Raw genomic sequence first — 11,130 nt, 5'->3', positions numbered from 1 at the left:
CATACACACATGAGCAAATACGCACTGGTTCGGGATGGTGTCGTTGTGAATCTCACGCTCTGGGATGGGGCGTCGCAGGTTGACTTCGGCGCGGGCGTGACAGCGGTCGCAGCAACCGACGCCGTGCAGATCGGCTACGGTTATGACGGCAGCAAGTTCATCGCGCCGGCACCGCAGGTCACGGTAACGCCGATCCCGAGCGCGCAGGAACTTGCCGACAAGATCGATGATCTCGTGGCGTCGATTTATTCGAACTGGACGCGCTTTCAGCAGGAATACCTGCTGCGCGAGCAGGCCGCACAGACGTTCAAGGATGCCGGCTATACCGGCGATCCCGGCACATGGGTCTCTGCCTACGCCGCTGCCGCTGCCGTCACCAACCAGGCCGCGGCCGACACGATCCTCACACAGGCGACAAACCTGAATACCGCGCTCGAACAGCTCGGCGCGCTGCGCATGCGCAAATACGAAGTCCTGAACGCGAAGACCGCCGATGACGCGGCTGCCGCCTATGTCAACGTGGTCGCCGCGATTAACGCGGTAGCCGCAACCATCGAGTGAAAACAATGAAGATCGCATTTTTCAAGGGAACCAAGACGGGCCTCGCCGCATTGTTCGATATCGGCGTGCATGCGTGGGAGCAGGGCAACTACGCACACGTCGAGCTGATCCTCTCTGACGGTCGCGCTCTGTCTTCGACATTCCTTGATGGAGGCGTGCGATTCGCCCCGGCGGGCACGATCGGTTTTGACGACACCACGCAATGGGACGTGATCGACCTTGGCGACGTATTCGACGAGGCGGCAGCGATCGCCTGGGGAACGGCGCACGACGGGGATAAATACGACTGCTGGGGCGACGCGCACTTCGTCTGCGGCTTTATCCATGAGAAGCCCAACGAGGAGTTTTGCAGTGAAGCTGTAGGCGCAGCTCTCGGCTTCGAGGAAGCCTGGCGGCTCGACCCGAATGCCCTCGCTGTGGCGGTCAAACGAATCATCCAGATCGCGCAGAAGCGCGCGGCCTGATCTTTACCTGAACCCAACCGAAGGAGCATCACAAATGGCAATCACCAAAGACATCACCCTGGACTCGACCGGTGTTGTTGCGAGCTATCACGTCATCCAGCAAATGTCGATCGATCTGCTGAACAAGACGACCAGCGCCGCTGTTGCGAGCTATGTGTCGGCGGACACTTGCTCGGCGGGCAAACAGACGGTTCAGAACTCGTTCATGATCTTCGTCAGGGGCGTGCCGGCTGACGGTCAGAACGCGGTCGACTTCATGGAGGCAACCATGATCGCAGCACAGCCGTCCGAGGTCGATCCGGCTGACGCAAGTCTGCCTTATGCGGCAAACCGCTACGCATTCGCGGGCGGCACGATCGCGTAACAAACGGGTGTAAGTGCTATCGGCAGCAGTAGTCAAAACTGACTATTGCTGCTTTTCCATTTCTGGCTTATCATCCGAGCCTGGACCTTTGCAAGAGAGCGACGAAGGAATGACAGCAGTGACCCCCGAAGAAGAGGCCAGAGTGTCTGAAATTGCCGCGCTCGAAAGTCAGATCTCAGGCGTGCAGGAAGACGTCCGCGAAATCCGCACCAGCATGAAGACGGTTGCCGACGCGCTCGTCAAGCTGGCAGTCATCGAAGAACGCCATCTCACCACCCAGCGCCGCGTGGACCGGCTCGAGATCAATCTCGAGGAAACCGTGAAGAAGACCGCGGAGCTGGAGAAATCCAATATCAAGCACGAAGCGATGGCCGAAGGCATCAAGCGCACGGTCAAGGTCGTGTGGGGCTTGATCGGCGCAGGCGTGCTCGCTATCGGCGCCAAGATCTTTCACCAATACGCTTAAGGATAGTCAAAATTGACTATGCAATATTCCAAGTCAGGATTGCACCTGACCGAGAGCTTTGAAGGTCTCTGCCTCCACGCCTATCCCGATCCCGCATCGCCCCTCGGCAAGGAACTCCAACGCCTCAACATGTGGCAGAACGCGCTCGCAACGGGCGTCATTGCGTCGGCGCTGCTCAAGCTCTCTGGCGCACCCTGGACGATCGGCGTGGGCCACACCGGGCCGGAAGTCCGTTACGGGCTGACGTGGACCCCGGATCAGGCTGAAGCGCAACTGCTCGCGAATGTCGCGGGCGCGGTAGCCGCAGTCAACCGACTGGTCAAGACGCCACTCACGCAGGCCGAGTTCGACGCGCTGGTGGATTTCGTTTTCAACCTTGGTGTCGGCGCGTTTGCGGGATCGACGATGCTCAAGCTCCTCAACTCCGGCAACCACGCAGCCGCAGCGAACGAATTCAAGAAGTGGGATATGGCAGGCGGCAAACATGTGGCTGGACTGTTGCGCCGCCGCCTCGCGGAAAAGGCCGAATTCCTGGGGGTGGCGGCATGACCTTCTTTCCGAGATTCCTCACCGAGCGCGACAACACTACGCCGTGCCCGCTTCGCATCTGGTGGTTCCTTGTATTCGTCGTGCTGCTCGCTGCGTCGGGTTGGACGGCTTACAAGGGGATCAACTTCGACTTTGGCGTGATGACGCGCTCGTGGACAGAGTTTCTGACCGCCGCCGGCGTGACGATCGCCGGCAAGGCTCTCACCGAGCCCAGGCCCAAACAGGAGTAACGCATGAATCCTCTGCTTGCAAAGATCGGTGTGCTCGCCGTCGCGGTCGCTCTCGCGTTCGGCGCTGGCTTCTATACCGAGCACAAGTTCAACCTCGCCGGGCAGGTCACGGCCGAAAAGAAGGAAGTCAAGGCGACGGCGCAGGAGATCCCGCAGTCGATCGCCCAGAGCAACCAGATCCAGGCAGCGGCTGACACCAGCAAGGCCACAGTCTCGACCATCCAGGCTGCCGTTGACGCGCAGCTCGCCAAACCCTCGAAGGTGATCCCCCATGTCACTGCATCCTCACAAGCCGCAGCCGGCGAAGTCGCTCAGGTCCAAAGCCTCTCTGCTGGCGATCAGCCTATGCCTTTCGATCTCGACACTGTGCGCATGCTCAACGCCGCCCGCAAAGGAGTCGCTATCGATGCCGCCAGCAGCAGCGATGCAGAAGTCGCAAGCGCTCCCACTGCTGCCGGAAGACCGGGTGCCGACCGTTAAAGAGTTCACGGACAACGACCTCGAGATCGTCGGCATGTATCACGCGCTTGCTACCTACCACGACGCACTCGTGGACTGGGTGCAGCACCAGCTTGATACGCAGGCAAAGAACGCGCAATAACCACACCACGGCTTTCCGGGACGACGCGGAGAGCCGTTTTTCTAACAGTCGCCAGGACCATGCCCATGCAGCACGACCACTTCGTCAGAGCGTTCAACAACACGAAGCAGTTCCCTTCCATGCAGGACGTCGCGAGGGAGCTTGGTCTCTCGGTGCAGACGGTCAAGAACAGGGCGGTAGCGCTACGCCGCTCGGCTGAATACGCGGGCAAGGTTATCAACCGCAATGGGGTCGAGCTCCCCATGTCGGAGAACACAAACAGGATCACCGAAGCAACCGCGGAGGAGTGCATCGAGGTGTTGCGCACGTTCGCGCTGCTGAACCCGGATCGTCAGGTCACGCGTGAGCGGTTTCGCCGGGAGGGGCCGCTTGCTGAGTCCGCCTGGAACTGTCATTTCGGCTCTTTCCATGAATTCCGCCGCCAGGCCCAGCTTGAGCTGACACGTCAGCAGCACCAGCACGAGCGCAATCTTGCCAAGCACGTTTCGGTTGACCACTATCGACGCCTGAACGTCGACCGCCGGGACTGGGCGGAGCGATATGTGCGTTCCAACGGCAGCCGCTTCAAGACAATCCTTGTCTGCTCGGACCTGCACGACAAGGAAATCGACCTGTTTTACCTTCGCGTGCTGATCGACACGGCCAAGCGTGTGCAGCCGGACGTGATCGTATTCAATGGCGACGTGCTGGACCTTCCCGAATTCGGGAAGTATGGCGTGGACCCACGCGAATGGGACGTGACGGGCCGAATCCGCTTTACGCATGACAATATCTTCGCGCCGCTGCGTAAGGCATGCCCGAATGCGCAGATCGACTTTATCGAGGGCAATCACGAAGCCCGTCTGCTGCGTCATATGGCTGACGCAACGCCCGCGCTGCGCGCGGTGCTCTCGGACCTGCATGGCATGACGGTAAGCAAGCTGCTGGGGCTCGACAAGTTCCAGATCAACTACATCGCCAAGGCAGACCTCGCGGCCTTCACGAAGCGGGATTTCGAGAAGGAGCTGGCGAATAACTACAAGGTCTACTTCGACACGGTGCTGTGCCATCACTTCCCGCACGCGCGCAACATGGGTCTGCCTGGTCTGAACGGGCATCACCATCGGCATCAGGTCTGGAGTCACTTCAGCCCGATCTACGGTGCGTATGAGTGGCATCAGCTTGGCAGCGGGCACAAGCGCAGCGCTTCCTACTGCGAGGGTGAACGCTGGCACAACGGCTTCGCACTGGTCAATGTCGACACTCGGACGCGGGCAACCAGCTTCGACTATGTCGCGGTGACGGACTTCGCGGTCTCGGGTGGAAAGTGGTATTACCGCGAGCTGGCCGAGACCGACCACTCGGTAGTGAAATCTCTCCTGAACTAAATCTGGTCGGATTCAGCCAACTGCACGTGTCTTATATAACAGTCAGGATTGACTGTTATATACTTGGGCTTTTAAAAGGAAACGGCTATGGGTTGGTTCTTTGACAGGGTTGCAGGCAGAAGCGAACAGCAGACTGGCATCGGGGGCGCGGCCCATGTGACGAACGTGGTGTTCGACTCCAATGGAGCGCCTTTCTCGCTGGATTCATGCGGTCGCGCCTATAGCTACAGCAGTGGGCTGCTGGTGAGCGACACGGCAACCGATCCAACAGACGGGGCCGTGCGTGTGAAAACCTACACGTATGTCGACGGTCAGATGACGGCGGAAAGCGAGTGGGTGCCGCAATGACGCCTTCAGATATCGCCAAGTTCAGTCTTCTCACCCGGCAAAGCGGCAGCGCGCTTTTCGCGACCCGGAATGTCGACGTTTGCGTCTACGGCGCTACGGCCAGCGGCATCATGGCCGCAGTGTCCGCCGCGCAGAATGGCAAGACGGTCGAACTCATCAACCCCGACAACGTGTTCGGGGGTATGCCGACACAGGGCGGCCTGAGCTACACGGACCGCGCCGGCGGTGACTGCAACGTCGTGAAGGGCCTGACGAACGCCCTGTATCGACAGATATGGAACGCGAATTACACGTCCAACGCGACGGATTACCCGACCTTCTGGGGTCAAAGTCTCAACGCTTCACCAAAAGCAATGGCGGCGCAATTGACGGCGCTGCTCGCGTCGAGCCGAATTACCGTTCGCGAGAACTATCGTGTGGTGCCGTCCGCAGTCAAGAAGTCCGGAACGCAGATCGTCTCCGCTACGTTCGAAGATGCCTTGACGCCCCTGACTGCGCCACAGCTCATCGTCACCGCCGCGGTGTATATCGATGCAACCTATGAGGGCGACCTGATGGCCGCCACGGGTTGCTCCTTTGCGGTCGGTCGCGAATCGAACACCCAATACAACGAGGCGTATAACGGCGCCGTCGCGCCCTACAACAAAGCGGGCGCATGGCAGATCGATCCGTATGTGACGCCAGGCGTTGCATCGTCGGGATTGCTGCCCGGCGTCAACGAGTCTGTCGCGGCGGTAGGCACGGGCGACAGCCGCGTGCAGGCGTATGGCTTCCGCGTCAACGTCGTATCGACGAGCGGTGGACCGGGCACGTATCGCAAGTTTCCGGAGCCAGCGAACTACAACCCGCTCAACTACGAAATCCTCGGGCGTCAATTCGCCGCGGGGCAGATCGCGGCATGGAGCGACAACGCGAACCCGCCGGGCCTGTTCAACGACCACCTGTGCAAAGACGGCGTGACGGACCTGAACGCGGGCTCGGCATTGCAGCAGCTTGACTTCATCGGTGGCGCTGATGCGTGGCCCACTGCGTCATACGCTCAACGCGCCGCAATTTATCAGCAGCACGTCGACTGGACGCTCGGGCTGTTCAAGTTCTTGCGCGAGGACGCTCGAGTGCCGGCGGCCATCAAGACGACGCTGGCCGGCTTCGGTCTGCCGCCGTATTCGCAGATGCCGACACACAACGGACTGCCCAAGCAGCTCTATGTGCGCGAGGGACGCCGGATGATTGGCGACTTCGTGATGACTGACCGGCATTGTCGCCGCCTCACGCCGGTGACGGATGGTGTCTGCGTGGGCTACTACGCGATGGACTCGCACCACTGCCAAACCGTTGTCTACAACGGCTATATCGCGCTCGAGGGCGGATTCTTCCAGAAGACGCAGGCAGACGGTCAGGACGGTCGTTACTGGATCAGCTACAAGGCGCTCTGTCCGAAGGCGGCCGAGTGCACAAACCTGCTTGTCACGTTTGCTGTGTCGGCATCGCACGCCGCTTTCGCATCGATCCGGGTCGAGCCGATCGCGATGCAGCTTGGCGAGGCAGCAGGCTTTGCGGCGGCACGTGCAATCGACCTTGGCACTGCGGTTCAGGCTGTTGACCCCTACAAGATCAGGGAGGCGATGGGCTATTACCCGGCAAGCGCGCTGGTGCTCGATGTGCCGCAAGGCGCGAATGTCGCGGGCTCCTACGACGATCCGGCCGGGAACGGTCAAGTCGTTGTCGCTGGTGAGTGGATCGAAACGCAGACGCTGGCCTCATTCGGCGAGGCGTCGATTTACGGACCCACCTACCTCTCGGACGACGCGACGAACAAGGGTTCGTGCTCGGTCGAATTCCGCTTCAACCTGCAAAAGAGCGGCACGTATGGCGTCTACGTCTTCTACCCGGAAAGCACGACGCGGGCCGGCGCTGTCCCGCACACCGTGACTGCCGGTGGCGTCGCACAGACGGCCGTCAACGTGAATCAGATCAATTCGGGCGCGTGGAGATCGATTGGCACGTTCGCGTTCACCGCCAATGATCCGGCCAACAACAAGGTTGTTGTCAGCAACACAGGGACGACGGGATACGTGGTGGCCGACGCTGTTGCGCTCGTCCCGCTTTACTTCAACTAGACCAGGAAGACCCATGCCACGCAAGCAGAATCAGACCCGCCAGAAGCAAAGAGCAGTTCGTCGACAGGCAGAGGACCATACGGCGCTTCACAACGCCGCGGCCGAAGCCGAACACCGGGAGAAGATTCGCGCGAGCTACGAGCCCATCCGGGCTCGCACAGAAGCTCAGGGGCGCTACATCGCGTCCATCAAGGGCAAGACGATCACGTTTGCGACTGGACCCGCAGGGACCGGGAAAACATGGGTTTGTGGGTCACTCGCTGCTGACGCCCTGCGCGACAAGCAGATCGACAAGATCATCGTCACGCGGCCGGCGGTGGAAGCGGGCGAGTCATTGGGTTTCCTGCCTGGCGAGATGGAGGAGAAGTTCAGCCACTATCTGACGCCGTTCCGCGAAGTGCTGGAAGAACGGCTGGGTTCCGGCGCCTACGAGTATCACGTGCGCATGGGCAATATCGAGGGCGCACCGCTCGCCTACATGCGAGGCCGGACGTTTCGCAACGCGATTGTGGTGCTCGACGAGGCGCAGAACACGACGCCCGAGCAGATGAAGATGTTCCTCACCCGCATTGGCGAGGGCTCGCGGCTCATCATCAACGGAGACACCGAGCAGGTCGACATCCGCGGCAAGTCGGGTCTCGCCGACGCGATCGAACGGGTGACGTGGATTCCGTCGGTGGGTCACATCCACTTCGACAGGAAGGACGTGGTGCGGCACGGGGTAATTCAAGAGATTCTGGAAAGTTACGCCAAGGAGAGCGCATGAAAGACCAGCACAAGCGCATCAAGGGTTATCGCGACCTGTCTCAGGCCGAGATCGACCTGATGAACGAGATCAAGGCCAAGGCAGCGGAATGCGGGGAGCTGGTGGCGAAGCTGCGCGCGGCTGAGGGTCTGGATCAACGCTGGGTCTCGATCGGCACGACCGACCTGCAAACGGGCTTCATGGCCCTGGTGCGGGGAGTGGCGCAGCCGACAACCTTCTAGGGGCCGCGGCGGTTCTCAGTTCGATAGCGGCGGTCTCTTTTGGGGCCGCCGCTCTCACTTGGGTAACTTGGGCTCCCGTGACGTTCCCGTCAGTCTTTATAAGACATACAACTAAATTCAAAACGTATTAATTAATTCTTTCTGAGGCGAAAAGGATGACCCAACCCGCGATCACCGAACCAAAGCTCACGGAATGGTTTGGAGAATTCTTCGGACACGACCTGTCGTTTCTGCACTGCGAAGTCGCGGCGATCCAGAACATCGACGGCAAGCTCCTGAAGAAGGAACCCGAACTGCTCGGGCTGAAGTGGTTCGACTACCGGCGCATGCACCCGGTGAAGGCGACTTACCTGTTCGCCAAGTGCTACGAGCGCGCGTATCAGGACTTCATGCGCATGACGAAAGATCACGAGCGCGGTCGCTACATGAAACCGTTCAAGGGCCAGGACTTCATGGAAGCGAAGGAGCGCAAGTCGCTGTGGCAACTCCGACAAACGGCAGATCAGCTCGGCATTCGTTATGAATTTTTCCTGCGTCAGGCTATGACCTGGAAGGTGGCGCACAACTGGCATCACGCACCGCGGCCGGCGCACATCAACGCCAACGACGAGTTATTGGCTGATGTGGCTCTGGCCTGGGAGGAGGAGTGCCGCAACAGCCTGCAGATCTGCAAGGACGAGCGGTATCTGGCCTCTAGCTGGTTCGGCCACAGCGATCAGATTGCCTACGAGAACTTCCTGATCGGCCAGATCAACCAGCGAATCCACAAACAGTATTCGCTGAGCGCCGCACTCTATACCTATGGAGTGCTCCGGATCGAGGCCGCGCTACGGGCCTTTCCACCGGGAATAGTTAACGAAGCGCTTTCACTCGCCGGTTAACGATAGTCAAAACTGACTATACTTAGCTGCGAACGTGAAGCAGTTTCGATTGACCCATTTCCCCTGTTGGAGAGCAGTATGAACACCTACGACCAAGAGCGCGCCGAACAACTTCGTGAAGGCGCCCGCATGGCACGTGTCGATGACGACACGGAGCAGACTTCGCGCCCCCGTCTGTCGCTCAGTCCAGGTCGCCGTCTGGATTGCATGGACAGCGTGAACCCGGCGAACCGCCGCCCCGCGCGCACCAAGCCCACGAACTCCCCGAAGGGTCACGAAGCCTTCCTGAAGGCGCTGCACGAGTCGGGCGCGCGGATCAGGGTGCATCTGCGTGACGAGGATGCAACATTGGTCGGAAAGATTCGCGCACACGACAAATACACGATCTCGCTGGACGCTGAGACGCACGTGACGGGCGAGACGGAAACTAACGTGGTCTACAAGCATGCAATTCAGCGCTTCATTCCGCTGCCGCGCCCGCGCGTGCAGGCTGAGGAAGGCGCTGTGCAATGACCACAGCCACCATCGAGAGCGTCGAGGACTCGGTCGCGAAGATGGTGGGCGCCGCTTACACCGGCGCCACCACCGCGCCGGTCGAACCTGAAGCAGAGGTTGAGAAGTTCGAGTTTGACGAGCAGTTTCAGACCACAATCGCCACGCTCGCGCTGCGCGACACGGAATTCATGCGTCAGGCGTCGCACCTGCTGAAGCCCGAGTATTTCGAGTCAGCGGGTGAAGCGGGGGTTGTGGAGCTCGTGCTGCGTTATTTTGAGCGTTTCAAGCGTGTTCCTGAACCGACCGTCTTCCCGACGCTGATTCGTGATGCGGTTACGAACGCCCGAATGAAGAAAGACACCGCGGGCGAAGTGGTGCGGGTCTTCAAGCAGATCAAGGATGGTTCGGTTGCTGACCGGGAGTATGTCGCGGAGAAGGTTGCCGAATTTGCGCGTCACCAGGCGGTGGGGCAGGCAATCCTGTCCTCGGTCAGTCTGCTGGAGAAGAAGAAGTTCGACCCGATCCTCAAGGCGATCAAGGAAGCCTACGACGTCGGGCTGAACGAGGCCGATGACGGCTACGACTACTGGTCGATGATCGAGGCCCGCACTGAGGAACGCCTCGACGAAGTGAGCGGCAAGACGCCCCCGAAGGGTATCTCGACGGGGCTGACGAAGCTCGACGACCTGCTCATGCACAAGGGCTTCGGCCGCAAGGAGCTGACGCTCCTGATGGGTGGTGCAAAGGCGGGCAAGTCAACGGCGCTGATCAACTTTGCGAAGAACGCCTCGCTCCAGGGCAAGAACGTCCTGTATGTGACGCTGGAGCTGGCCGCGGACGTGATTGCAAAGCGTCTGGATGCGTCGATCTCGGAGAACCTGATCAAGGAACTCCTGAAGAACATCCATGACACGGCGAGCAAGATCAAGGCGGTTCGAGCCAGATCGGGTCTGCTGAAGGTCCACGAGTTCCCGTCGTCGAAGTTCACGCCGAATTCGATGCAGGCACTGATCGACAGCTACAAGGCGAAGGGCGTCATCTTCGACCTGGTCGTCGTCGACTATCTCGACATCATGGCGCCGAACTACCGCACACAGGATTCGGTGGAAAACTCGAAGTCCATCTACACGGACATGCGGGCGATCGCGCTGGTCGAAGGCTTCGCGATGCTGTCGGCGACGCAGACGAACCGCGAGGGCTTCAAGTCGACGGTGGCGAAAGCCGAGCACGTCGCGGAAGACTTCAACCGCATCCGTATTGCCGACCTGGTGATCTCCATCAACATCACCGATGAGGAGCGGAGCAAGAACGAGGCGCGGCTTTACTTTGCGGCGTCGCGTAATCAGGAGTCAGGGTTCACCGTGTTCATCCAGCAGGACATGGCGACCATGACATTCATCAAGAACATTCTGAGGGTGGAATAAATGGGCGTGAATAACGGCGAGAAAGAGAAGGATGCGGTAGCGGCGGGCTACGGCACGTTGATGTCGCACCAACAACGGGTAGTCAACGAGAAGGCGCAGAACGACACGCGGCTCGAGGCGTTGGCCAAGTTCTTCGATAGCGCGGTCTTTGCCCGTCTGGAGGACGAGGATAAGTTCCTGCTGCGCTATCAGTATTCAATCATGAAGCAGCTTTCGGGCGTGCTCGGCGATCGTATCGCCCGCTTCTGATGGCACATCCCTGGATCTTCCTGC

The 11,130-nt window shown here is 60.0% G+C and carries 17 protein-coding genes; all 17 read left to right on the top strand.

All coding sequences use genetic code 11. From position 1 onward, the window contains the following. Positions 1-9 precede the first annotated feature (9 nt). The 17 genes from QM685_RS05845 to QM685_RS05765 all read left to right on the top strand — a co-directional run bounded on the left by QM685_RS05845 (position 10) and on the right by QM685_RS05765 (position 11,106). Entirely contained in the window at positions 10-561 is a 552-nt protein-coding gene (locus QM685_RS05845; RefSeq protein WP_415113645.1) for a hypothetical protein, read from the top strand. A 5-nt stretch (positions 562-566) separates the two neighbouring features. Further along, positions 567-1,025, top strand: a complete 459-nt coding sequence (locus tag QM685_RS05840; protein WP_415113643.1) for a hypothetical protein — start codon at positions 567-569, stop codon at positions 1,023-1,025. 34 nt (positions 1,026-1,059) lie between these two features. Next, positions 1,060-1,389, top strand: a complete 330-nt coding sequence (locus QM685_RS05835) for a hypothetical protein (RefSeq protein WP_415113641.1) — start codon at positions 1,060-1,062, stop codon at positions 1,387-1,389. Between the two features lie 118 nt (positions 1,390-1,507). After that, the gene (locus QM685_RS05830; protein ID WP_415113639.1) at positions 1,508-1,855 is read left to right on the top strand and encodes a hypothetical protein; all 348 of its coding nucleotides are present in this window, start codon (positions 1,508-1,510) and stop codon (positions 1,853-1,855) included. Positions 1,856-1,873: 18 nt separating this feature from the next. Beyond that, positions 1,874-2,404 carry a lysozyme gene (locus tag QM685_RS05825; protein WP_415113637.1) on the top strand — a complete coding sequence of 177 codons (531 nt, stop codon included), beginning with the start codon at positions 1,874-1,876 and terminating at the stop codon, positions 2,402-2,404. After that, the gene (locus QM685_RS05820; RefSeq protein WP_415113635.1) at positions 2,401-2,634 is read left to right on the top strand and encodes a hypothetical protein; all 234 of its coding nucleotides are present in this window, start codon (positions 2,401-2,403) and stop codon (positions 2,632-2,634) included. Before QM685_RS05825 ends, QM685_RS05820 begins: the two co-directional genes overlap by 4 nt. Positions 2,635-2,637: 3 nt before the next feature. Continuing rightward, a complete protein-coding gene (locus QM685_RS05815; RefSeq protein WP_415113633.1) occupies positions 2,638-3,114 on the top strand; it encodes a hypothetical protein in 477 nt (158 codons plus the stop codon). Next, a complete protein-coding gene (locus QM685_RS05810; RefSeq protein ID WP_415113631.1) occupies positions 3,101-3,235 on the top strand; it encodes a hypothetical protein in 135 nt (44 codons plus the stop codon). Before QM685_RS05815 ends, QM685_RS05810 begins: the two co-directional genes overlap by 14 nt. A gap of 65 nt (positions 3,236-3,300) precedes the next feature. Then, the gene (locus QM685_RS05805; protein ID WP_415113629.1) at positions 3,301-4,602 is read left to right on the top strand and encodes a metallophosphoesterase; all 1,302 of its coding nucleotides are present in this window, start codon (positions 3,301-3,303) and stop codon (positions 4,600-4,602) included. Positions 4,603-4,689: 87 nt separating this feature from the next. Beyond that, positions 4,690-4,950 (top strand): hypothetical protein, encoded by a 261-nt coding sequence (locus QM685_RS05800; RefSeq protein WP_415113627.1) that lies wholly within the window; start codon positions 4,690-4,692, stop codon positions 4,948-4,950. Continuing rightward, complete coding sequence (locus QM685_RS05795; protein WP_415113625.1) at positions 4,935-7,070, top strand: FAD-dependent oxidoreductase; 2,136 nt, start codon at positions 4,935-4,937, stop codon at positions 7,068-7,070. Before QM685_RS05800 ends, QM685_RS05795 begins: the two co-directional genes overlap by 16 nt. A 13-nt stretch (positions 7,071-7,083) precedes the next feature. Next, positions 7,084-7,836, top strand: coding sequence for a PhoH family protein (locus QM685_RS05790; protein WP_415113623.1), 753 nt, complete (start codon positions 7,084-7,086; stop codon positions 7,834-7,836). Continuing rightward, on the top strand, positions 7,833-8,057 hold the full coding sequence (locus QM685_RS05785) for a hypothetical protein (protein ID WP_415113621.1): 225 nt from the start codon (positions 7,833-7,835) through the stop codon (positions 8,055-8,057). Before QM685_RS05790 ends, QM685_RS05785 begins: the two co-directional genes overlap by 4 nt. 155 nt (positions 8,058-8,212) lie before the next feature. Next, a complete protein-coding gene (locus QM685_RS05780; RefSeq protein WP_415113619.1) occupies positions 8,213-8,938 on the top strand; it encodes a hypothetical protein in 726 nt (241 codons plus the stop codon). Between the two features lie 78 nt (positions 8,939-9,016). After that, positions 9,017-9,451 (top strand): RNA chaperone Hfq, encoded by a 435-nt coding sequence (locus QM685_RS05775; protein ID WP_415113617.1) that lies wholly within the window; start codon positions 9,017-9,019, stop codon positions 9,449-9,451. Beyond that, positions 9,448-10,857: a DnaB-like helicase C-terminal domain-containing protein gene (locus tag QM685_RS05770; RefSeq protein WP_415113615.1), complete on the top strand. Its 1,410-nt coding sequence runs from the start codon at positions 9,448-9,450 to the stop codon at positions 10,855-10,857. Before QM685_RS05775 ends, QM685_RS05770 begins: the two co-directional genes overlap by 4 nt. After that, positions 10,858-11,106, top strand: a complete 249-nt coding sequence (locus QM685_RS05765; protein ID WP_415113613.1) for a crAss001_48 related protein — start codon at positions 10,858-10,860, stop codon at positions 11,104-11,106. Positions 11,107-11,130: the final 24 nt, after the last annotated feature.

This window comes from Paraburkholderia sp., assembly GCF_047605525.1.
Lineage (GTDB): Bacteria > Pseudomonadota > Gammaproteobacteria > Burkholderiales > Burkholderiaceae > Paraburkholderia.
The sequence above is the reverse complement of the archived record's forward strand: the minus strand, read 5'-3'. Positions and strand labels throughout refer to the sequence as shown.

Excerpts from the sequence above, each read along its gene's own strand:
- QM685_RS05845 (WP_415113645.1), top strand. The coding sequence starts at position 10 with ATGAGCAAATACGCACTGGTTCGGGATGGTGTCGTTGTGAATCTCACG.
- QM685_RS05840 (WP_415113643.1), top strand. The coding sequence starts at position 567 with ATGAAGATCGCATTTTTCAAGGGAACCAAGACGGGCCTCGCCGCATTG.
- QM685_RS05835 (WP_415113641.1), top strand. The coding sequence starts at position 1,060 with ATGGCAATCACCAAAGACATCACCCTGGACTCGACCGGTGTTGTTGCG.
- QM685_RS05825 (WP_415113637.1), top strand. The coding sequence starts at position 1,874 with ATGCAATATTCCAAGTCAGGATTGCACCTGACCGAGAGCTTTGAAGGT.
- QM685_RS05820 (WP_415113635.1), top strand. The coding sequence starts at position 2,401 with ATGACCTTCTTTCCGAGATTCCTCACCGAGCGCGACAACACTACGCCG.
- QM685_RS05815 (WP_415113633.1), top strand. The coding sequence starts at position 2,638 with ATGAATCCTCTGCTTGCAAAGATCGGTGTGCTCGCCGTCGCGGTCGCT.
- QM685_RS05805 (WP_415113629.1), top strand. The coding sequence starts at position 3,301 with ATGCAGCACGACCACTTCGTCAGAGCGTTCAACAACACGAAGCAGTTC.
- QM685_RS05800 (WP_415113627.1), top strand. The coding sequence starts at position 4,690 with ATGGGTTGGTTCTTTGACAGGGTTGCAGGCAGAAGCGAACAGCAGACT.
- QM685_RS05790 (WP_415113623.1), top strand. The coding sequence starts at position 7,084 with ATGCCACGCAAGCAGAATCAGACCCGCCAGAAGCAAAGAGCAGTTCGT.
- QM685_RS05785 (WP_415113621.1), top strand. The coding sequence starts at position 7,833 with ATGAAAGACCAGCACAAGCGCATCAAGGGTTATCGCGACCTGTCTCAG.
- QM685_RS05780 (WP_415113619.1), top strand. The coding sequence starts at position 8,213 with ATGACCCAACCCGCGATCACCGAACCAAAGCTCACGGAATGGTTTGGA.
- QM685_RS05775 (WP_415113617.1), top strand. The coding sequence starts at position 9,017 with ATGAACACCTACGACCAAGAGCGCGCCGAACAACTTCGTGAAGGCGCC.
- QM685_RS05770 (WP_415113615.1), top strand. The coding sequence starts at position 9,448 with ATGACCACAGCCACCATCGAGAGCGTCGAGGACTCGGTCGCGAAGATG.
- QM685_RS05765 (WP_415113613.1), top strand. The coding sequence starts at position 10,858 with ATGGGCGTGAATAACGGCGAGAAAGAGAAGGATGCGGTAGCGGCGGGC.